The 21,124-nt window shown below is 66.6% G+C and carries 21 protein-coding genes; 6 read left to right on the top strand and 15 right to left on the bottom strand.

Translation table 11 applies throughout. The features are described from left to right. Positions 1-46 precede the first annotated feature (46 nt). Positions 47-1,138, top strand: a complete 1,092-nt coding sequence (locus FG99_RS16500; protein WP_009616844.1) for an LOG family protein — start codon at positions 47-49, stop codon at positions 1,136-1,138. A 652-nt stretch (positions 1,139-1,790) separates the two neighbouring features. On the opposite strand, the gene recX is transcribed toward FG99_RS16500, so the two are convergent. From recX to FG99_RS16515, 3 genes are all read right to left on the bottom strand, one after another. Continuing rightward, on the bottom strand, positions 1,791-2,255 hold the full coding sequence (gene recX, locus FG99_RS16505; RefSeq protein WP_043271149.1) for a recombination regulator RecX: 465 nt from the start codon (positions 2,253-2,255) through the stop codon (positions 1,791-1,793). An 8-nt stretch (positions 2,256-2,263) separates the two neighbouring features. Beyond that, positions 2,264-3,325, bottom strand: a complete 1,062-nt coding sequence (gene recA, locus FG99_RS16510; RefSeq protein WP_043271151.1) for a recombinase RecA — start codon at positions 3,323-3,325, stop codon at positions 2,264-2,266. A gap of 87 nt (positions 3,326-3,412) precedes the next feature. After that, positions 3,413-3,925 (bottom strand): CinA family protein, encoded by a 513-nt coding sequence (locus FG99_RS16515; protein WP_043271153.1) that lies wholly within the window; start codon positions 3,923-3,925, stop codon positions 3,413-3,415. A gap of 82 nt (positions 3,926-4,007) precedes the next feature. Here FG99_RS16515 and mutS point away from each other — a divergent pair, with 82 nt between their 5' ends. Continuing rightward, positions 4,008-6,581 (top strand): DNA mismatch repair protein MutS, encoded by a 2,574-nt coding sequence (gene mutS / locus FG99_RS16520; protein ID WP_177330910.1) that lies wholly within the window; start codon positions 4,008-4,010, stop codon positions 6,579-6,581. Positions 6,582-6,647: 66 nt separating this feature from the next. After that, positions 6,648-6,971 carry a ferredoxin FdxA gene (gene fdxA, locus FG99_RS16525; protein ID WP_009616706.1) on the top strand — a complete coding sequence of 108 codons (324 nt, stop codon included), beginning with the start codon at positions 6,648-6,650 and terminating at the stop codon, positions 6,969-6,971. 967 nt (positions 6,972-7,938) lie between these two features. On the opposite strand, the gene rpoS is transcribed toward fdxA, so the two are convergent. From rpoS to FG99_RS16565, 8 genes are all read right to left on the bottom strand, one after another. Further along, positions 7,939-8,940 (bottom strand): RNA polymerase sigma factor RpoS, encoded by a 1,002-nt coding sequence (gene rpoS, locus FG99_RS16530; RefSeq protein WP_009616703.1) that lies wholly within the window; start codon positions 8,938-8,940, stop codon positions 7,939-7,941. A gap of 95 nt (positions 8,941-9,035) precedes the next feature. Continuing rightward, entirely contained in the window at positions 9,036-9,914 is an 879-nt protein-coding gene (locus FG99_RS16535; protein ID WP_051879000.1) for a peptidoglycan DD-metalloendopeptidase family protein, read from the bottom strand. A 66-nt stretch (positions 9,915-9,980) separates the two neighbouring features. After that, positions 9,981-10,616 carry a protein-L-isoaspartate(D-aspartate) O-methyltransferase gene (locus tag FG99_RS16540; protein WP_099049128.1) on the bottom strand — a complete coding sequence of 212 codons (636 nt, stop codon included), beginning with the start codon at positions 10,614-10,616 and terminating at the stop codon, positions 9,981-9,983. A gap of 22 nt (positions 10,617-10,638) precedes the next feature. Continuing rightward, on the bottom strand, positions 10,639-11,397 hold the full coding sequence (surE, locus tag FG99_RS16545) for a 5'/3'-nucleotidase SurE (protein ID WP_043271156.1): 759 nt from the start codon (positions 11,395-11,397) through the stop codon (positions 10,639-10,641). Next, positions 11,385-12,443, bottom strand: coding sequence for a tRNA pseudouridine(13) synthase TruD (truD, locus tag FG99_RS16550; protein WP_043271158.1), 1,059 nt, complete (start codon positions 12,441-12,443; stop codon positions 11,385-11,387). Before truD ends, surE begins: the two co-directional genes overlap by 13 nt. Then, on the bottom strand, positions 12,440-12,913 hold the full coding sequence (ispF, locus tag FG99_RS16555; protein ID WP_043271160.1) for a 2-C-methyl-D-erythritol 2,4-cyclodiphosphate synthase: 474 nt from the start codon (positions 12,911-12,913) through the stop codon (positions 12,440-12,442). Before ispF ends, truD begins: the two co-directional genes overlap by 4 nt. A 56-nt stretch (positions 12,914-12,969) precedes the next feature. Next, on the bottom strand, positions 12,970-13,806 hold the full coding sequence (gene fghA, locus FG99_RS16560) for an S-formylglutathione hydrolase (RefSeq protein WP_043271162.1): 837 nt from the start codon (positions 13,804-13,806) through the stop codon (positions 12,970-12,972). A gap of 414 nt (positions 13,807-14,220) precedes the next feature. Next, the gene (locus FG99_RS16565; RefSeq protein ID WP_043271164.1) at positions 14,221-15,333 is read right to left on the bottom strand and encodes an S-(hydroxymethyl)glutathione dehydrogenase/class III alcohol dehydrogenase; all 1,113 of its coding nucleotides are present in this window, start codon (positions 15,331-15,333) and stop codon (positions 14,221-14,223) included. A gap of 189 nt (positions 15,334-15,522) precedes the next feature. Between FG99_RS16565 and FG99_RS16570 the strand changes: the two genes are divergently transcribed. From FG99_RS16570 to yedF, 3 genes are all read left to right on the top strand, one after another. Beyond that, positions 15,523-16,413: a LysR substrate-binding domain-containing protein gene (locus FG99_RS16570; RefSeq protein WP_009616686.1), complete on the top strand. Its 891-nt coding sequence runs from the start codon at positions 15,523-15,525 to the stop codon at positions 16,411-16,413. A 69-nt stretch (positions 16,414-16,482) separates the two neighbouring features. After that, the gene (gene yedE, locus FG99_RS16575; protein ID WP_051878958.1) at positions 16,483-17,709 is read left to right on the top strand and encodes a selenium metabolism membrane protein YedE/FdhT; all 1,227 of its coding nucleotides are present in this window, start codon (positions 16,483-16,485) and stop codon (positions 17,707-17,709) included. Beyond that, complete coding sequence (yedF, locus tag FG99_RS16580; RefSeq protein ID WP_009616683.1) at positions 17,675-17,923, top strand: sulfurtransferase-like selenium metabolism protein YedF; 249 nt, start codon at positions 17,675-17,677, stop codon at positions 17,921-17,923. Before yedE ends, yedF begins: the two co-directional genes overlap by 35 nt. Positions 17,924-18,156: 233 nt before the next feature. Here yedF and FG99_RS16585 read toward each other — a convergent pair whose 3' ends face one another. From FG99_RS16585 to eno, 4 genes are all read right to left on the bottom strand, one after another. Then, positions 18,157-18,729, bottom strand: coding sequence for a glycosyltransferase family protein (locus tag FG99_RS16585; RefSeq protein ID WP_051878960.1), 573 nt, complete (start codon positions 18,727-18,729; stop codon positions 18,157-18,159). A 4-nt stretch (positions 18,730-18,733) separates the two neighbouring features. Further along, complete coding sequence (ispD, locus tag FG99_RS16590; protein WP_043271166.1) at positions 18,734-19,447, bottom strand: 2-C-methyl-D-erythritol 4-phosphate cytidylyltransferase; 714 nt, start codon at positions 19,445-19,447, stop codon at positions 18,734-18,736. Continuing rightward, positions 19,444-19,722 (bottom strand): cell division protein FtsB, encoded by a 279-nt coding sequence (ftsB, locus tag FG99_RS16595; RefSeq protein ID WP_024128518.1) that lies wholly within the window; start codon positions 19,720-19,722, stop codon positions 19,444-19,446. The genes ispD and ftsB overlap by 4 nt, the downstream gene beginning before the upstream one ends. A 75-nt stretch (positions 19,723-19,797) precedes the next feature. Then, a complete protein-coding gene (gene eno / locus FG99_RS16600; RefSeq protein WP_009616677.1) occupies positions 19,798-21,087 on the bottom strand; it encodes a phosphopyruvate hydratase in 1,290 nt (429 codons plus the stop codon). Between the last annotated feature and the right edge of the window lie 37 nt (positions 21,088-21,124).

A 21,124-nucleotide genomic window follows, 5' to 3' on the forward strand; every position in this document is an offset into this window, starting at 1 on the left:
CTGGCGCACGCCTACGACAAGGGGTTGAAGAACAAGGAGTATCCCCATGCCCTATGAACCCGAGGACTACCTTTCCCGGCACTTCCAGACCAGCGGCACCGACCTGACGCAAAAGGTCGAGGAGCTGGCCGCCCTCGCCGCGCCGGGCGACAGCCCGAACCTGCCGCTGTACCGCGAGATGCTCTTCACCGTGGCGCGCATGGCCCAGGCCGACCGCAACCGCTGGGACGCCAAGATCATGCTGCAGACGTTGCGCGAGATGGAGCACGCCTTCGCCACCCTCGAGCAGTTCAAGCGCCGGCGCAAGGTCACGGTGTTCGGCTCGGCGCGCACGCCCCCGGACCACCCGCTGTACGCCCTGGCCCGGGACCTGGGGCGCACCCTGGCGCGCTACGACCTGATGGTCGTCACCGGCGCCGGCGGCGGTATCATGGCCGCCGCCCACGAAGGCGCGGGGCTGGAGAACAGCCTGGGCTTCAACATCACCCTGCCCTTCGAGCAGCAGGCCAACCACACGGTGGCCGGCACCAACAACCTGCTGTCGTTCCACTTCTTCTTCTTGCGCAAGCTGTTCTTCGTCAAGGAAGCCGACGCCCTGGTGCTCTGCCCCGGCGGCTTCGGCACCCTGGACGAGGCGCTGGAAGTGCTGACGCTGATCCAGACCGGCAAGAGCCCGCTGGTGCCGGTGGTGCTGCTCGACCAGCCCGGCGGGCATTACTGGGAGCAGGCGCTGCAGTTCATGCAGGAGCAACTGCTGGACAACCGCTACATCCTGCCCAGCGACATGCACCTGATGAAACTGGCCCGCTCGGTGGAGGACGCGGTGGGGGAGATCGCCCACTTCTACAGCAACTTCCACTCCAGCCGCTGGCTCAAGGACAACTTCGTCATCCGCCTCAACCACCGCCTCAGCGACCAGGCCATGCAGCGCCTGCACGAGGAGTTCGGCAACCTCTGCCTGCACGACGGCTTCCACCAGCAGGCCTGCGGCGAACTGGAAAAGGACGAGCCGGAATTCACCCAGCTCACCCGCCTGGCCTTCGCCTTCAACGGCCGCGACCACGGCCGCCTGCGCGAGCTGGTGAACTTCATCAACGACAAGCAGAACTGGACCGAAGCCTGCCCCGTTCCGGCATAGGCCACTGCACCTGTAAGCGGGCCCTGCCCGCGATTCGCGCGCAGGGCGCGCTCCTACATGGGATGGCGCGGGTGGGTGGCGTAGGCGCGGATCTTATCCGCGATCCGCGCCGGGACGTCCGGCTATCACGGACGGAGTCCGCTCCTACGCTCTCCGGCCCCCGTGGGATGGGTTGAACGAAGCGATACCCATCACCATGGCCCGATGGGTATCGCAAGCTCAACCCATCCTACGAAAAGCGCCTCGGTGCGGTGGACAAGGCCCCCATGTCCAACCGTAGGGCGTATAACCGTTCGCGGTTATACGCCGTTGGCCCGACGTGACACCGAATCGACGAATAACGCTGGCGCGTGATTCCGGGAAAACGGTGTATGGAATGGCGTAGGGGCAACTGTCTTGCCAACCACGCCGGGGTGTTCTCTGTAGGAGCGAGCTTGCTCGCGAACAAACTCCACTGCAGGGTTTATTCGCGAGCAAGCTCGCTCCTACGATAAGCCGTGCCCGCATCTGTACAAACGGATCTTATCCACGAACCACGCCGATACCGCCAGCTATCGCGGACCAGCCAGGGGAACGTGGTATGTGAATGGCGTAGGAGCGGACTCCGTCCGCGATCCGGCCGACAGGCCGGTCACTGGTGCCGGCCCGGGACTCAATCGTCCCCGCCCCGCCCGCTGAACAGGCGGTTGATGGCTTCCATGGAAAACCCCCGGTAGGCGAGGAAACGCCCCTGCTGGGCACGCTCCCTGGCGTCCTGGGGCAGGCGGGGGAACTTGCGTCGCCACACATCCTGCAATTGCGCTCGCCAATCGACATCCGCCTCGCCCAGGGCCTTTTCGATCTCGCCACGGGGCAGGCCGCGCTGGCTCAGTTCCTCGCGGATGCGCAAGGGGCCATAGCCGCTGCGCGCCTTGCTGGCGATGAAGGCTTCCAGGTAACGGGATTCGTTGAGCAGCCCTTCCTCGGCCAGGCGGTCGAGGGCGGGCTCGATAAGTTCCGCAGGCGCGCCGCGCTGGCGCAACTTGCGGACGAGCTCGGCGCGACCGTGCTCGCGTCGCGCCAGGAGGTCCATGGCGGCCCGCCGCACGGCGACGGGCGTATCGAGCACGGTCGGCATCGGCGGGATCAGTAGTCGAGGTCGGCTTCAGCGGCCTCGGCAGCTTCGGCTGCAGCCAGCTCGGCCTTGGTCGGCGCCGGCTGGTTGTTCAGCAGTTGCTCGCGGATGGCCTTGTCCAGCACCGCGCAGATTTCCCCGTTCTCTTCCAGGTACTTGGCGGCGTTGGCCTTGCCCTGGCCGATCTTGCTGCCCTGGTAGCTGTACCAGGCGCCGGATTTCTCCACCAGGCCCAGCTGCACGCCCAGGTCGATGATCTCGCCGGTGCGGTAGATGCCCTTGCCGTAGAGGATCTGGAACTCGGCCTGGCGGAACGGCGGGGCGACCTTGTTCTTCACCACCTTGACGCGGGTTTCGCTGCCGACCACCTCGTCGCCTTCCTTCACCGCGCCGGTACGGCGGATGTCCAGGCGCACGGAGGCGTAGAACTTCAGGGCGTTGCCGCCGGTGGTGGTCTCCGGGTTGCCGAACATCACGCCGATCTTCATGCGGATCTGGTTGATGAAGATGACCAGGCAGTTGGCGTTCTTGATGTTGCCGGTGATCTTGCGCAGCGCCTGGGACATCAGGCGGGCCTGCAGGCCGACGTGGGCATCGCCCATCTCGCCTTCGATCTCGGCCTTGGGCACCAGCGCCGCCACGGAGTCGACGATGATCACGTCCACCGCGTTGGAGCGCACCAGCATGTCGGTGATTTCCAGGGCCTGCTCGCCGGTGTCCGGCTGCGAGACCAGCAGGTCGTCGACGTTGACGCCCAGCTTGCCGGCGTAGTCCGGGTCCAGCGCGTGCTCGGCGTCGACGAAGGCACAGGTGGCGCCCTGGCGCTGGGCTTCGGCGATGACCGAGAGGGTCAGGGTGGTCTTGCCCGAGGATTCCGGGCCGTAGATCTCGACGATCCGGCCTTTCGGCAGGCCGCCGATGCCCAGGGCGATGTCCAGGCCGAGGGAGCCGGTGGAGATGGCCGGGATGGCCTGGCGCTCGTGGTCGCCCATGCGCATGACCGCGCCCTTGCCGAATTGGCGTTCGATCTGTCCCAGGGCCGCGGCCAGGGCGCGCTTCTTGTTGTCGTCCATTGAAGTCCTCGCGAAGTCAGGCGGCCGGGATGGGCCACGAACAACTGTATAAGTAGACAGTATTATTTCACAGGGCAAGGCGCTCGCCTACCCCCGAACGGGATTTTCCCCGACGGCCAGTCGCAACACCCCGTCCAGAGCGGTCGCCACCGCCTGCCGGCGCACCGCGAGGCGGTCGCCGGGAAAATGGAAGCACTGCGGGTAGCATTGTTCGCCATCGGCCCAGCACAACCAGACGGTTCCTACAGGCTTCTCTGGCGAACCACCGTCCGGACCGGCGATGCCGCTGACCGCCACAGTGAAACGCGCGCCGCTGCGCGCCTGTGCGCCGCGGGCCATGGCCTCGACCACTTCCCGGCTGACTGCGCCAACCTGTGGGAAAAGTTCGTCAGGCACGCCCAGCTGCGCGGTCTTCTGCGCATTGGAATAGGTGACGTAGCCGGCGTCGAACCAGGCCGAGCTGCCGGCGATCCGCGTGATCGCCTCGGCGATGCCGCCGCCGGTGCAGGACTCGGCGGTGCTGACCCGCGCCCCAAGCCGCTGCAATTGCGCGCCCAGGCGCGCGGCCAGGTCGGTGATGCCCTCGTCGCTGATGCTCATTGCGTACTCCGATGCTTAAGCCGCCAGGCCGGATACCGTACACTAGGCGCTTTTGCATATAGAAGACGGACCGCCCAAAGTCATGAGCCAAAGCGACCTTTCCGCCCACACCCCGATGATGCAGCAATACTGGAAGCTGAAGAGACAGCATCCGGAACAACTGCTGTTCTACCGCATGGGCGACTTCTACGAGCTGTTCTACGAGGACGCGAAGAAGGCCGCCAAGCTGCTCGACATCACCCTCACCACCCGCGGCCAGTCCGCCGGCACGCCGATTCCCATGGCCGGCATTCCCTTCCACGCCGTGGAGGGCTACCTGGCCAAGCTGGTCAAGCTCGGCGAGTCGGTGGCGATCTGCGAGCAGATCGGCGACCCGGCCACCAGCAAGGGCCCGGTGGAACGCCAGGTGGTGCGCATCCTCACCCCCGGCACGGTCAGCGACGAGGCGCTGCTGGACGAACGCCGCGACAACCTGCTGGCCGCCCTGCTGGGCGACGAGCGGTTGTTCGGCCTGGCGGTGCTGGACATCACCAGCGGCCGCTTCAGCGTCCAGGAAATCCGCGGCTGGGAAACCCTGCTGGCCGAGCTGGAGCGCCTGAACCCCGCGGAACTGCTGATCCCCGATGACTGGCCCGCCGGCCTGCCGGCGGAGAAGCGCCGTGGCGTGCGGCGTCGCGCGCCCTGGGACTTCGACCGCGACTCGGCGTTCAAGAGCCTCTGCCAACAGTTCGCCACCCAGGACCTGAAGGGCTTCGGCTGCCAGGACCTGACCCTGGCCATCGGCGCCGCCGGCTGCCTGCTGGCCTACGCCAAGGAAACCCAGCGCACCGCCCTGCCGCACCTACGCAGCCTGCGCCACGAGCGCCTGGACGACACCGTCATCCTCGACGGCGCCAGCCGCCGCAACCTGGAGCTGGACACCAACCTCTCCGGCGGCCGCGACAACACCCTGCAATCGGTGGTGGACCGCTGCCAGACCGCCATGGGCAGCCGCCTGCTGACACGCTGGCTGAACCGCCCGCTACGCGACCGCGCCGTGCTGGAAGCCCGCCAGGAATCCATCGCCTGCCTGCTGGAGCGCTACCGTTTCGAGAACCTTCAGCCACAGCTGAAGGAAATCGGCGATGTCGAGCGCATCCTCGCCCGTATCGGTCTGCGCAACGCCCGCCCGCGCGACCTGGCGCGCCTGCGCGACGCCCTGGCCGCCCTGCCGGAGCTGCAACGCGGCATGACCGAGCTGGAAGCCCCGCACCTGGGCGAACTGGCCGCCAGCATCCGCACCTACCCGGAACTGGCCGACCTGCTGGCGCGCGCGATCATCGACAACCCGCCGGCGGTGATCCGCGACGGCGGCGTCATCAAGCGCGGCTACGACGCCGAGCTGGACGAACTGCAGACGCTCAGCGAGAACGCCGGCCAGTACCTGATGGACCTGGAGATCCGCGAGAAGGAACGCACCGGACTGTCGGGTCTGAAGGTCGGCTACAACCGCATCCATGGCTACTACATCGAGCTGCCGCGCATGCAGGCCGAGCAGGCGCCGGCCGATTACCAGCGGCGCCAGACGCTGAAGGGCGCCGAACGCTTCATAACCCCGGAGCTGAAGGCCTTCGAGGACAAGGCGCTGTCCGCCCAGAGCCGCGCCCTGGCCCGCGAGAAGCAGCTCTACGAGGAGCTGGTGGAGCTGCTGATCGCCCAGTTGGCGCCGCTGCAGGACACCGCCGCCGCCCTGGCCGAGCTGGACGTGCTGGCGAACCTGGCCGAGCGCGCGCTGAACCTCGACCTGAACCGCCCGCGCTTCGTCGAGGAGTCGGGCATCCTCATCGAGCAGGGCCGCCACCCGGTGGTGGAGCAGGTGCTGGATACGCCCTTCGTGGCCAACGACCTGAAGCTCGACGAAGACACCCGCATGCTGGTGATTACTGGCCCGAACATGGGCGGTAAATCTACCTATATGCGGCAAACGGCGCTGATCGTGCTGCTGGCGCACATCGGCAGTTTCGTCCCGGCGGCGCGCTGCGAGTTGTCGCTGGTGGACCGCATCTTCACCCGTATCGGCTCGTCCGACGACCTCGCCGGCGGCCGTTCCACCTTCATGGTGGAGATGAGCGAAACCGCCAACATCCTGCACAACGCCACCGACCGCAGCCTGGTACTGATGGACGAAGTGGGCCGCGGCACCAGCACCTTCGACGGCCTGTCGCTGGCCTGGTCCGCCGCCGAGCACCTGGCGCACCTGCGCGCCTTCACCCTGTTCGCCACCCACTATTTCGAGCTGACCGTGCTGCCGGAAAGCGAACCGGTGGTGGCCAACGTGCACCTGAACGCCACCGAGCACAACGAGCGCATCGTCTTCCTGCACCACGTGCTGCCCGGCCCGGCGAGCCAGAGCTACGGCCTGGCGGTGGCGCAACTGGCCGGCGTGCCCGGCCCGGTGATCCTGCGCGCCCGCGAGCACCTGGCGCGCCTGGAAACCACCAGCCTGCCCCACGAGGCGCCGCGCCAGGAGGCCGGCCAGCCCGCCGCGCCGATGCAGAGCGACCTGTTCGCCAGCCTGCCGCACCCGCTGATCGACGAGCTTGCACGCATCAAACCCGATGACCTGACACCGCGCCAGGCGCTCGATTTGTTATATGCATGGAAGACGCGAATCTGACGGACAGCGGAACAAGCTGCTAGAATCGCGCGCGCTTAGCCGCCCGCCTGAGGAGAGAATTAGAAAATGACCTTCGTCGTCACCGACAACTGCATCAAGTGCAAATACACCGACTGCGTGGAAGTCTGCCCGGTGGACTGCTTCTACGAAGGCCCGAACTTCCTGGTGATTCACCCGGATGAGTGCATCGACTGCGCCCTGTGCGAACCGGAATGCCCGGCACAGGCGATCTTCTCCGAGGACGAGGTCCCGGAGAACATGCAGGAGTTCATCGAGCTGAACAAGGATCTGGCCGAGGTCTGGCCGAACATCACCGAGAAGAAGGACCCGTTGCCGGATGCGGAAGAGTGGGACGGCGTCGCCGACAAGCTCAAGCACCTGGAGCGCTGATCGCATCCTCCAAGCTCCAAGGCCCGCCTCGCGCGGGCCTTGTGCCATCTGTGACGGCACTTTTTCGCGGGCAAAAAAAGGGGCGGGATGGCCCGCCCTTTTTTCCCTACCCCATCATCCTGATGAATCGCATCCCGCGACGTCCTGACCGGCATCCCTGTCGGCCTGCGTCATTCCCTGTACGCAAGAGTGATATTAGCTTTCCGTACAAAAGCGGCAAGCGGCTGCGGGTCGCACCCCGGAAGGACCAGGATTAGTGCAGTCGAAAATAAAGCCTTTTAAATTCAATTGGTTATTTATAAAGACTGAAGAAAAGGGCCCCTTGCCGGCAAGCCGAATCGTCAAAGGCTCACAGCACGTGTAAGCGATGGCTTACAAAACCAAACTCAAAAACTGCTGTCTCGCCTGGTTCGAGCGGCCGGGGAGTCCGCTCCTACCGCACGAGCGAGCATGGCTTTTCGTAGGATGGTGTTGAGCGAAGCGATACCCATCAGCGCAACCGCATGGGTTTCGCAAGCTCGAAGCTCGGGCGTAGGAGCAACTGTCTGCGTCGAGGTGCGTAGGATGGGTTGAGCTTGCGAAACCCATCGGGCCATGGTGATGGGTATCGCTTCGCTCAACCCATCCTACGGGGCTTTCCTGGAACTGTAGGAGCGGATCTCATCCGCGAATCGCGCCGATACGTCCGGCCATCGCGGACAAGGTCCGCTCCTACGGGGGAGGAATGCCGTGCTTCCCGGCTACCTGTATGTCCGCGATTGGATACACCGACCACGCCGGACGCCCCGGTGGCACGAAAGGCCCCCTCTCCCGCTTGCGGGAGAGGGTTGGGGAGAGGGCGCTCTTGGAACCCGGCACAACAACCATCGGCAAACCCCATTCGCGGCAAGGCCCGCTCCCACAATTGGCACAGGCGAAAAAAAGCCCGGCAACCAACGCTCCGGGCTTTTTCGTTACGGGCGGCGCCTTACTGGAACAGCGCGTCGCTCGACAGGCCGTTCTTCTCCAGGATCTCCCGCAGGCGCTTGAGCGCCTCGACCTGGATCTGCCGCACCCGCTCGCGGGTCAGGCCGATTTCCTGGCCGACCTCTTCCAGGGTGCTGCTTTCGTGGCCGCGCAGGCCGAAGCGGCGGATCACCACCTCGCGCTGCTTGTCGGTCAACTCGGACAGCCACTGGTCGATGCTCTGGCTCAGATCGTCATCCTGCAGCAGTTCGCAGGGGTCGGTGGGACGATCGTCGGTCAGGGTGTCGAGCAGCGTCTTGTCCGAATCCGGGCCGAGGGACACGTCCACCGAAGTCACCCGCTCGTTGAGGCCGAGCATGCGCTTGACCTCGTCGACCGGCTTCTCCAGCAGGTTGGCGATTTCCTCGGGGGACGGCTCGTGGTCCAGCTTGTGCGTCAGCTCGCGGGCCGCGCGCAGGTAGACGTTGAGTTCCTTGACCACGTGGATCGGCAGGCGGATGGTGCGGGTCTGGTTCATGATGGCCCGTTCGATGGTCTGGCGAATCCACCATGTCGCGTAGGTGGAGAAGCGGAAACCCCGTTCCGGATCGAACTTCTCCACCGCCCGGATCAACCCCAGGTTGCCTTCCTCGATCAGGTCGAGCAGGGACAGGCCGCGGTTGACGTAGCGCCGGGCGATCTTCACCACCAGGCGCAGGTTGCTTTCGATCATGCGCCGACGCCCGGCGGGATCGCCCCTTTGCGCGAGCCGCGCGAAGTGGACCTCCTCCTCGGGAGTCAGCAGTGGGGAAAAACCGATTTCGTTGAGGTAGAGCTGAGTGGCATCCAGGGCTCGGCTGTAATCGATGTGCTTGTGCTGCTTCGATGACAGCGAGCTGGCCTTGCCGGTGACCTGAAGTGAGACCTGCTCTTCGGCAAGTGACTCGTCGAATGTGATGGCGGGCTCCAGCAACAGCAGCTCGTCATCCACGTCAAACTCCGGCCCTTCTTTTTTGAGTGCCATGTCGTTATCCCTTGCTGAGTTCGACAACAAGCCCGGACGAATCCATATCCTTGGGACGTCCAAGCCCGCTCACCCACGCGGGATGCGGCGGTCGATCAACGAGGAGGCAGGTATTGCAAGGGGTCCACGGGTTTGCCCTGACGGCGAATCTCGAAGTGCAGCTTCACCCGGTCCGTGCCCGTGGAGCCCATCTCGGCAATGCTCTGCCCGACCTTGACCTGTTGCCCTTCCCGAACGAGCAGCCTGCGGTTGTGGCCGTAGGCACTCACGTAGGTATCGCTGTGCTTGATGATCACGAGTTCGCCGTAGCCCCGCAAACCACTACCGGCGTACACAACCGTGCCATTCGACGCAGCCAGGACAGGCTGGCCCAATTGCCCGGCTATATCAATCCCTTTATTCAAACTCCCGTTTGATGCAAAGCGGCCTATCAAAGTGCCACTGGTCGGCCACATCCAGCCCTCCACACCCTTGCCGGAAGCCTGCGAAGGGGCAGTGCTGGCGGGGGGTGTCGAATTGCTGACGGTAGCCGCGGGAGCGGGCTTGGCCGGTGCCGGAGAACCGGCGGCGGGCTTGCCGACCACTACCGGCGCGACGGACGGCGTGGTTTTGGCGACGACGGGCTGTGCCGACGTGCTGGAGCCGGCGCCGCCGAAACGAATGGCCTGCCCCGGGCGGATGGTGTAGGGCGGCGGGATGTTGTTGTGCGCGGCCAAGGCCTTCCAGTCCCAGCCGTAGCGGAAGGCGATCGAGTACAGAGTGTCGCCGCGGCGCACCACGTACTGCCCGCTGGTGGTCGCCGGCGTGCGCTCGGCCTGGTTGCGGTCGACCACCTTGACCTTGCCCCCGGAGGAGGATGCGCAGGCCGCGAGCAGGGAACAGAATGCTGCCGCCAGCAGCAAGCGAACGCCGCTCCGAATCCAGATCCATTGCTTCTGGGCCGCGATAGGGCTCACCCCTTCCCCCTTATCCATCGAATATGTGCCCTGCATCTCGCCGTTATGCTTCCCCTGGCCGCGCGACGGCGCTCCCGCCGCCGTTCAGCCCAGGGGGCCGTTGAGCAGGGGAACGAAGCGCACCGAATCCAGCACGCGCCGGTCGAATCCGTCGCCGGTGCGCTCGATCAGCATCAGTTGCTGCACTTCGCCGCTGCCCACCGGGATCACCAGGCGCCCGCCCGGCGCCAACTGGTCGAGCAGCGCCTGCGGGACCTCGGCGGCTGCCGCGGTGACGATGATACCGTTGTACGGTGCCAGCGCCGACCAGCCTTCCCAGCCATCCCCCCAGCGAAAGACAACATTTCTCAGGTTTAGCTCCGCAAGGCGCTCCTTGGCGCGGTCCTGCAGGGCCTGAATCCGCTCGACGGAGAACACCCGCTCGACCAGTTGCGCCAGCACCGCGGTCTGGTAGCCGGAGCCGGTGCCGATCTCCAGCACCTTGTCCAGGGGGCCGGCGGCCAGCAGCAGCTCGGTCATCCGCGCCACCATGAAGGGTTGCGAGATGGTCTGATTGTGGCCGATGGGCAGCGCGGTGTCCTCGTAGGCGCGGTGCGACAGCGCCTCGTCGACGAACAGGTGGCGCGGCGTGCGGCGGATCACCTCGAGCACCCGGGCGTTGGATAGGCCTTCCTCGTACAGGCGCTGGATCAGCCTTTCGCGGGTGCGCTGGGAGGTCATGCCGATGCCGCGGCGGCTCAGTTCATCGGCCATGGTCCAGCCCTCCGATCCAGTCCTGCAGTCCATTGAACGCCTCGCGGAAGGTTCGGTCCAGTTGCAGCGGCGTGACCGAGACGTAGCCCTGCATCACCGCATGGAAGTCAGTGCCCTCGCCGCCGTCCTCGACGTCGCCCGCCGCCGCGATCCAGTAGCCTTCGCGCCCGCGCGGATTGACCACCTTGACCGGCGCCGCGGCGCGCTTGCGGTGGCCCAGGCGGGTCAGCTGGACGCCGCGGATGCGTTCCAGCGGCAGGTTCGGGATGTTGACGTTGAGTACGGTGCGCGGCGGCAGTTCGAGCCGCTCGTGGTTCTGCACCAGCAGGCGGGCGAAGTGCATGGCGCTGTAGAGGTTGTCCGGCTGCCGCGAGAGCAGCGAGAAGGCGAACGCCGGCCGCTCCAGGAAGCGGCCCTCGATGGCGGCGGCCACGGTGCCGGAATAGAGCACGTCATCGCCCAGGTTGGCGCCCAGGTTGATACCCGAGACGACCATGTCCGGCAAGGTGTCCAGCAGGCCGTTGAGGCCCAGGTGCACGCAGTCGGTCGGCGTACCGTCGACGCCGATGAATCCATTGCTCAGGCGCTGCGCGTGCAGCGGCCGGTCCAGGGTCAGCGAGCTGCTGGCGCCGCTGCGGTCCTGTTCGGGAGCGACCACCACGCATTCGGCATGTTCGCTCAGCGCGTCGTAAAGCGCGGCGATACCGGGTGCGTTCACCCCGTCGTCGTTGGCAATCAGTATGCGCATGGGTTTTCCGTCTGCCCTGCCGGTACCAGCTCGACCAGCTCGCGCACGACGACGGTGGCGAAGCAGCCTGCCGGCAGGACGAATTCCAGTTGCAGAATGTCAGGGGCCGGATAATGCCATGCCAGGGCCTGGATGGGGAGGCGCAGGATGCGCCGTTCGTGCGCCAGGTCAGCATTGCCCAGCCACTGGCAAAGCGCCACTTCGGCGGCGCCCACGGCATTTTCCAGCTCGCCGCTGGCGCCGCCGGCCGGCGAGGCGCCCTTGCCCCAGAGCGGTCCGGTGGGGTGCAGGTCGAGTTCGGCCAGGCGCGGGTCGGCGCATTCCGCCTCGCCCGCCGGGAAGAAACTGCGGCTGTCGGTGAAGGCCAGCAGGTCGCCGACCTGGGCGTGGTTCCAGCTACCGTCCGTCACCCGCCGCGCCAGCACCTGGTTGAACAGGTAGCTGCGTCCGGCCGAGAGCAGGCGCGAGCGCAGGTTGCGCTGCTCCGGCAGGATGCCGCGCTCGGCACAGCTGCGGGCGTCCACGACGTTGCCGCCGTCGAAGCCGAAGCGCTGGCTGCCGAAATAGTTGGGCACGCCCTCGGCGGCGATACGTCGCAGCCGCTCGTCGAGCGCCTGGTGCTCGCCTTGCAGTTGCGTCAGGCGCAGGGTGAAGCCGTTGGCCGCGTGGGCGCCACGCTGCAGCTTGCGCTGGTGGCGGGTGCGCTTGAGGATGCGCAGGGCGTCGTCCTCGGCCGCGGTCAGGTCGGGGTCGGCCTTGCCCGGCAGGTGCAGGCTGAACCACTGGCGCGTCAGGGCCTGGCGATCCTTGAGCCCGGCATAGCTGATCAGCCGCTGCGACACTCCAGCCGCACGGGCCAGGCGGCGCGCGGCATCCTCGGTGTTCAGCCCGCGCTTCTCCACCCATAGCCAGAGGTGTTCGCCTTCGCCAGACAGCGGGATGTCCAGCACCTCGTCGACCTGGAAGTCCTCGGCCACCGCCTTGAGCACCGCCTGCCCGCAGGGTTCGCCATGGGCGCGCGGGCCCAGCAGTTCCAGCTCGGTCATGGGCGGGCCAGCAGGGCGACGGCGTGCACCGCAATGCCTTCCTCGCGCCCGGTGAAGCCGAGCTTCTCGGTGGTGGTGGCCTTGACGTTGACCTGGTCGAGGTCGACCTGCAGGTCCTCGGCGATGCTGCCGCGCATGGCTTCGATGTGCGGCGCCATCTTCGGCGCCTGGGCGATGATGGTGGCGTCGACGTTGCCGATCACGTAGCCCTTCCCGTGCACCAGGGCCACCACGTGGCGCAGCAGCGCGCGGCTGTCGGCGCCCTTGAAACGCGGATCGGTATCGGGGAAGTGCTTGCCGATGTCCCCCAGGGCGCAGGCGCCGAGCAGCGCGTCGCTCAGCGCGTGCAGCAGCACGTCGCCGTCGGAGTGGGCGATGAGCCCGAACTTGTGGGGGATGCGCACGCCGCCGAGGGTGATGAAGTCGCCCTCGCCGAAGCGGTGTACGTCGTAGCCATGGCCGATACGCATAGAAAAACGCCCTGAGTCAGTCAGGGCGTCGATTCTACCGGAAAGCCGCGACGCCTTCAGGACAGCGCCCGCGCGTGGTGGCGCAGGTGGTCGTCGATGAAGCTGGCGATGAAGTAGTAGCTGTGGTCGTAGCCCGGGTGCAGGCGCAGCTCCAGCGGGTGCCCCGCCGCTTCCGCCGCCTGGCGCAGGGCCTCGGGCTTGAGCTGGGTGGCGAGGAAGTCGTCGCGCTCGCCCTGGTCGACCAGGATCGGCAGGCGCTCGCTCGCGCTGGCCAGCAGTTCGCAGGCATCCCACTCGGCCCAGGCGCTGCGGTCTTCGCCCAGGTAGCGGCCGAAGGCCTTCTGCCCCCAGGGGCAGTCGCTGGGATGAGCGATGGGCGCGAAGGCCGACAGCGACTGGTAGCGCCCCGGATTGCGCAGCGCGCAGACCAGCGCGCCGTGGCCACCCATGGAGTGCCCGGCGATGCCGCGGCGGCTGGAGACCGGGAAGTTATCCTCGATCAGCGCCGGCAACTCGTGCACCACGTAGTCGTGCATGCGGTAGTTGCGCGCCCAGGGTTCCTGGGTGGCGTTGAGGTAGAAGCCGGCGCCCAGGCCGAAGTCCCAGGCGCCCTCCGGGTCGCCCGGCACGTCCGCGCCACGCGGGCTGGTGTCCGGCGCCACTATCACCAGGCCCAGTTCGGCGGCCAGACGCTGGGCGCCGGCCTTCTGCATGAAGTTCTCGTCGGTGCAGGTCAGCCCCGACAGCCAGTAGAGCACCGGCAGTCCGGCCTCGGGCTCGGCCTGGGGCGGCAGGTAGATGGCGAACACCATGTCGCAGCCGAGCGCCTGGGAACGGTGGCGGTAGCGCTGGTGCCAGCCGCCGAAGCTCTTGGTGCTGGAGACGATTTCCATAAAAAGCTCCGTGTAAAGACGAGGAAAGCGCTGGAGGCTGGACGAAAAAGCGCTACGTATAGCCTTCAGCCTCCAGCGCTCTCGTCGGCTTTTCAGTAATGGATGACCAAGTGGATGCTCTTGCCTTCGTGCATCAGGTCGAAGGCCTCGACGATTTCCATAAAAAGCTCCGTGTAAGGACGAGGAAAACGCTGGAGGCTGGACGAAAAAGCGCTACGTATAGCCTTCAGCCTCCAGCGCTCCCGTCGGCTTTTCAGTAATGGATGACCAAGTGGATGCTCTTGCCTTCGTGCATCAGGTCGAAGGCCTCGACGATTTCCATAAAAAGCTCCGTGTAAGGACGAGGAAAGCGCTGGAGGCTGGACGAAAAAGCGCTACGTATAGCCTTCAGCCTCCAGCGCTCTCGTCGGCTTTTCAGTAATGGATGACCGAGCGGATGCTCTTGCCTTCGTGCATCAGGTCGAAGGCCTCGTTGATCTTGTCCAGGCCCATGGTGTGGGTGATGAAGGTGTCCAGCGGGATTTCGCCCTTCTGCGCCTTCTCCACGTAGCTGGGCAGCTCGGTGCGGCCGCGCACGCCGCCGAACGCCGAACCGCGCCAGACGCGCCCGGTGACCAGCTGGAACGGCCGGGTGCTGATCTCCTGGCCGGCGCCGGCGACGCCGATGATGGTCGACTCGCCCCAGCCCTTGTGGCAGCACTCCAGCGCCGCGCGCATCAGCTGCACGTTGCCGACGCACTCGAAGGAGTAGTCCACGCCGCCGTCGGTCATCTCGACGATGACGTCCTGGATCGGCTTCTGGTGGTCCTTCGGATTGACGAAGTCGGTGGCGCCCAGTTCCCTGGCGATGTCGAACTTGGCCGGGTTGATGTCGACGGCGATGATCCGCGAGGCCTTGGCCATCCTGGCGCCGATGATCGCCGCCAGGCCAATGCCGCCCAGGCCGAAGATCGCCACGGTGGCGCCCTCTTCCACCTTGGCGGTGTTGAGCACGGCGCCGATGCCGGTGGTGACGCCGCAGCCGAGCAGGCAGACCTTCTCCAGCGGGGCGTCCTTGGGAATCTTGGCCAGGGAGATTTCCGGCAGCACGGTGTACTCGGAGAAGGTCGAGCAGCCCATGTAGTGGTAGATCGGCTGGCCGTTGTAGGAGAAGCGGCTGGTGCCGTCGGGCATCAGGCCCTTGCCCTGGGTGGCGCGCACGGCCTGGCAGAGATTGGTCTTGCCGGATTTGCAGAATTTGCACTCGCGGCATTCGGCGGTATACAGCGGGATCACGTGGTCGCCAACCTGCAGCGAGGTCACGCCCTCGCCCACCGCTTCGACGATGCCGCCACCCTCGTGACCGAGGATGCACGGGAAGACGCCTTCGGAATCCTCGCCGGACAGGGTGTAGGCGTCGGTGTGGCAGACCCCGGTGGCGACGATGCGTACCAGCACCTCGCCCTTCTTCGGCGGCGCCACGTCCACCTCGACCACCTGCAGCGGCTGGTTGGGGGCGAAGGCGACGGCGGCACGGGACTTGATCATCTCGGAACTCCTGGCGGGTTGATGCATGGGCCTCCGCCTTCGGGGCGGAAGCGGCCGGCGATGGATGCCGGCGGAAACCGGGTGGCCCGGCGAAAAACGCGGGGCACAGCCTTGGAAGTGTAGAAAAGTGCCTGGAAAGAAATAATCAGGCAATAATCAAAACTTTATTGCCATACAGGGACAATCCAGATGAATCGCTGGGAAGGCCTCGACGAATTCGTCGCGGTGGCGGAAACCGGGCAGTTCACCGCCGCCGCCGAACGCCTGGGCGTGTCCTCCTCCCACGTCAGCCGGCAGATCGCCCGCCTGGAGGAACGCCTGCAGACCCGTCTGCTCTACCGCAGCACCCGCCGCGTGTCGCTGAGCGAAGCCGGGCAGACCTTCCTGCAACACTGCCAGCGCCTGCAGGACGCCCGCGACGAGGCGCTGCGCGCGGTCAGCGACCTCTCCGCCGAGCCCAAGGGCCTGCTGCGCATGACCTGCGCGGTGGCCTACGGCGAGCGCTTCGTGGTGCCGCTGGTGAACGCCTTCATGGCCGACTACCCGCAGCTGCGGGTGGACATCGAGCTGTCCAACCGCCAGCTCGACCTGCTCCACGAGGGCTTCGACCTGGCCATCCGCCTCGGCCGCCTGAGCGACTCGCGCCTGGTGGCCACGCGCCTGGCGCCGCGGCTGATGTACCTGTGCGCCACGCCCGGCTACCTGGAGCGCCACGGCGCGCCGCGTTCGCCGGCAGAATTGGCGCAGCACAACTGCCTGGTGGGCAGCAGCGACATCTGGACCTTCCTCGAGGACAGCCGCGAGACGCAGCACCGCGTGCAGGGCAACTGGCGCTGCAACAGCGGCCAGGCGGTGCTCGACGCCGCGCTGCGCGGCTTCGGCCTGTGCCAGTTGCCGGACTACTACGTGCTGGAGCACCTGCGCAGCGGGCGGCTGGTTTCCCTGCTGGAGGAACACCAGCCGCCGAACACCGCGGTCTGGGCGCTGTACCCACAGCAGCGGCATCTGTCGCCGAAGGTGCGGCAACTGGTGGACTTCCTCAAGGACGGCCTGCAGCGGACGCATCCGGGGTTGTCCTGAAACAGGGTGGTTTCCGGCGATTCGGTTAGAATTACCGGTTTACCACGCTACCCTGCCAAGGATGCCGCCATGTCCGCTCTTTCTGCCTTCCGCGAGCGCTACCTGCTGCGCTTCTGGTCACCGCTGCCGACCCTGGTCGCGCTCGGCGTCGCCTCTGCCTACTACTTCGCCCTGACCGGGACCTTCTGGGCCGTCACCGGGGAGTTCACCCGCTGGGGCGGCCACGTGCTGTCCTGGTTCGGCGTGCCGGTGCAGGACTGGAGCTACTTCAAGATCATCGGCCTGCAGGGCACGCCGCTGGACCGCATCGACGGGGTGATGATCATCGGCATGTTCCTCGGCGCGCTGTGCTGCGCGCTCTGGGCCGGCAACGTCAGCCTGCGCTGGCCGACCAGCCGACGCCGCCTGCTGCAGGGCCTGGTGGGCGGCATCATCGCCGGCTTCGGCGCGCGCCTGGCCATGGGCTGCAACCTGGCGGCGTTCTTCACCGGCATCCCGATGTTCTCGGTGCATGCCTGGGCCTTCATGCTTTCCACCGTGATCGGCGCCTGGTTCGGCGTGAAGCTGAGCCTGCTGCCGTTCCTGCGCACGCCGCTGAAGGTCACCGGCAAGGCCGCCAGCCTGCCCGACGCGGCCAGCCTCGCCCGCCGCGCGAAAGTGCAGTGGCGCCTGGGCCTGGCGGTGCTGGCCGTGGCCGCGCTGTTCGCCGCCTGGCGCTTCGAGGTGTCGCTGGTGCTGGGCCTGGCCACCCTGTTCGGCCTGCTGTTCGGCGGCCTGATCGAACGCGCGCAGATCTGCTTCACCAGCGCCGCCCGCGACCTCTGGACCACCGGCCGGACCAAGGCCGCCTTCGGCATCCTGCTGGGCATGGCCGCGGCCTGCGTCGGCACCTTCGCGGCGATCCACCTGGGCGTGGCGCCGAAGACCTTCTGGATGGGCCCCAACGCGGTGATCGGCGGCGTGCTGTTCGGCATCGGCATCGTCCTCGCCGGCGGCTGCGAGACCGGCTGGATGTACCGCTCGATGGAAGGCCAGGTGCATTTCTGGGTGGTCGGCGTCGGCAACGTCATCGGCGGCACCCTGGTGGCGGTGTACTGGGATGCGCTGGGCAGCGCCCTGGCCCTACCCTATCCCAAGCTCAACCTGCTGCAGATGTTCGGTCCCGGCGGCGGCCTGCTGCTGACCTTCGCCGGCCTGGCGCTGTGCATGCTGCTGGTACAGTTGAACGCCAACCGTTTCACCCATTCGAGGAAACCCGCCAATGAGCGCGAACAAGACGCCGACGCTGTCGCTTGACCTGCGCGGCGAGCACTGCCCGTACAACGCCATCGCCACCCTGGAAACCCTGGAGACGCTGAAGCCGGGCGACCTGCTGGAAGTGGTCACCGACTGCTCGCAGTCGGTGCACGGCATCCCCGAGGATACAAAGCGCCACGGTTACAACTGCCTGGCGGTGGAACAGCATGGGGCGCTGTTCCGTTTTCTCATCGAGGTGCCGTTGTTGGGGTGAGCCCTGGCGATCCCCATGCGGGCGGGGTTTCTCGTAGGAGCGAGCTTGCTCGCGAACGGACTCCGCTGCGGGCTCATTCGCGAGCAAGCTCGCTCCTACGAAAAGCGCCCACACCGCTCCTACGTTGTTTATTGGGTTCCCGCGTTCGCGGGAACCCAATAAACAATTGCTCCTACGCACAACCCCACCTTGTAGGAGCGCGCCCTGCGCGCGAAATCGCGGGCAAGGCCCGCCTAGGCCGAATCGCCACGGCCGGTATTGCGGCCGTGGCGGTGCAGGAAATCGTGGATGTGCCCGGGGAAGCGCGAGCCGACCCAGGCGAATGCCAGGTACTTGAGCAACTTGCCGGTGAAGATCGCCAGCAGCACGCCGGGATAGTGCAGCGGCACGTTGGACAGCACCACCAACGCCGGCGTCTGCGGCAGCGGCGAGATGGACACCAGGAACAGCGCCAGCAGGCCGTAGCGGCGGGTCCAGTCCATCACCTGCGCCCAGCTTGGGTCCTGCAGCAATTGCGGGAAATGGGCGTACAGGCTGGCCCAGCCCATGTGGTGCAGGACGATCACCAGCAGCAGCGCCCCCAGCGCGCTGCCCAAGGCGGCGCTCAGTGCTATGCCGCCCCAGCGCCGTGGCGCCACCAGGACCGCCGGCACCACCACAGAGGTGATCGGGTAGGCGGCGGTGCAGGTACCCAGCAGCGCCAGGCCCAGGCACAGCCAGGGCATGCGCCAGCCGTCGCCGGCCCAGCGCAGGATGCGGTGCAAGTCGCCTTCGAGCCTGGGCAGGAACCTCGCAAGGCGCTTCATGGTTTCAGCGTTTTCCGAAAGTCCGTTGCAGCCGCTGCAGGTCTTCCGGGGTGGTGACCTTGATGTTGTCGGCGCGGCCTTCGACCATCTTCGGCGCGTTGCCGGCCCACTCCATCGCCGAGGCCTCGTCGGTGATCGCCGCCCCCGCCACCAGGGCATCGGCCAGGGCGCGGTGCAGGGCGCCGAGGTGGAACATCTGCGGCGTGTAGGCCTGCCAGACCACGCTGCGGTCGACGGTTTCCAGCACCCGGCCATCGGCGCCGACGCGCTTGAGCGTGTCCCGCGCCGGCACGCCGAGCAGGCCGCCCACCGGGTCGTTGTCCAGTTCGCCGAGCAGCCGGTCCAGGTCGCCGCGGCTCAGGTTCGGTCGCGCCGCGTCGTGCACCAGCACCCAGTCGTCGCTGGCGGCGCCCCGTTCGTTGAGCAGCAGCAGGCCGTTGAGTACGGAGTCCGCGCGCTCGCGGCCGCCTTCGGCACGCAGGATGCGCGGGTCGGCGGCACAGGGCAGGTTCGGCCACCAGGGATCGTCAGGCGCCAGGCAGACCACCAGGCCCTTGAGCATGGGGTGGCCGAGGAAGCAGTCGAGGGTATGTTCGAGAATGCTGCGGCCGGCGAGGTCGAGGTATTGCTTGGGGCGGTCGGCGCGCATCCGCGAACCGATGCCCGCGGCGGGGATCACGGCCCAGAAGGCCGGCAGGGAGATGTCGCGGAATTTCATTGCGCCAGCTGGTAGAGGGTTTCCTTGTCCTTGACCATGCCGAGTTCGTGGCGGGCACGCTCCTCGACCGTCTCGGTGCCTTTCTTCAGTTCCGCCACCTCGGCCTCGAGGATGCGGTTGCGCTCGAGCAGGCGCTGGTTCTCGCCCTGCTGGTCGGCGATCTGCTTCTCCAGCTCGCGCACTTGCGCCAGGCTGCCGTCCCCTACCCACAGGCGATACTGCAGGCCGGCGAGGCCCAGGAGCAGGACGAGGAACAGCCAGTAGGGGCTGCGCAGCTTACTCAGACGCAATTGTGGACTCCATGTGCGAAGGGGTGGCTCGCGCCACCCCTTCACCGTACCAGACTAGCCTCAGCCGCGGAATTCCGCGCGGCCACGGTACGGCGCCTTGGCGCCCAGCTGCTCTTCGATGCGCAGCAGCTGGTTGTACTTGGACACGCGGTCGGAACGGCACAGCGAACCGGTCTTGATCTGGCCGGCGGCGGTGCCTACGGCCAGGTCGGCGATGGTGCTGTCCTCGGTTTCGCCGCTGCGGTGCGAGATCACCGCGGTGTAGCCGGCAGCCTTGGCCATCTGGATGGCTTCGAGGGTCTCGGTCAGCGAGCCGATCTGGTTGAACTTGATCAGGATGGAGTTGCCGATGCCCTTCTCGATGCCTTCCTTGAGGATCTTGGTGTTGGTCACGAACAGGTCGTCGCCGACCAGTTGCACCTTGCCGCCGATCTTGTCGGTGAGGACTTTCCAGCCGGCCCAGTCGGACTCGTCCATGCCGTCTTCGATGGAGATGATCGGGAAGCGCTCGGCCAGGCCGGCCAGGTAATCGGCGAAGCCGGCGGCGTCGAACACCTTGCCTTCGCCTTCGAGGTCGTACTTGCCGTCCTTGAAGAATTCGCTGGAGGCGCAGTCCAGGGCCAGGGTCACGTCGTCACCCAGCTTGTAGCCGGCGTTGGCCACGGCTTCGGCGATGGCGGCCAGGGCGTCTTCGTTGGAAGCCAGGTTCGGTGCGAAACCGCCTTCGTCGCCCACCGAGGTGCTCAGGCCACGGGCCTTCAGCACGGCCTTGAGGTGGTGGAAGATCTCGGCGCCCATGCGCAACGCGTCGGCGAAGGTCTTGGCGCCTACCGGCTGGACCATGAACTCCTGGATGTCGACGTTGTTGTCGGCATGCTCGCCGCCGTTGATGATGTTCATCATCGGCACCGGCATGGAGTACACGCCCGGGGTGCCGTTCAGGTCGGCGATGTGCGCGTACAGCGGCACGCCCTTGGCCTGCGCGGCGGCCTTGGCGGCGGCCAGGGACACGGCCAGGATGGCGTTGGCGCCCAGCTTGGCCTTGTTGTCGGTGCCGTCGAGTTCGATCATCGCCTGGTCCAGCGCCCGCTGCTCGACCGGGTCCTTGCCCAGCAGCAGGTCGCGGATCGGGCCGTTGATGTTGGCCACGGCCTTCAGCACGCCCTTGCCCAGGTAACGGCTCTTGTCGCCATCGCGCAGTTCGAGTGCCTCGCGGGAACCGGTGGAAGCACCGGACGGGGCGCAGGCGCTGCCGACGATGCCGTTGTCCAGGATCACGTCCGCTTCAACGGTCGGGTTGCCGCGGGAGTCCAGGACCTCACGGCCCTTGATGTCGACGATCTTTGCCATTCTTGATAACACTCCGAAGATAGATAAACGGGGCGGC

This window comes from Pseudomonas sp. AAC, assembly GCF_000725445.1.
Classification (GTDB): Bacteria; Pseudomonadota; Gammaproteobacteria; order Pseudomonadales; family Pseudomonadaceae; genus Pseudomonas; species Pseudomonas citronellolis.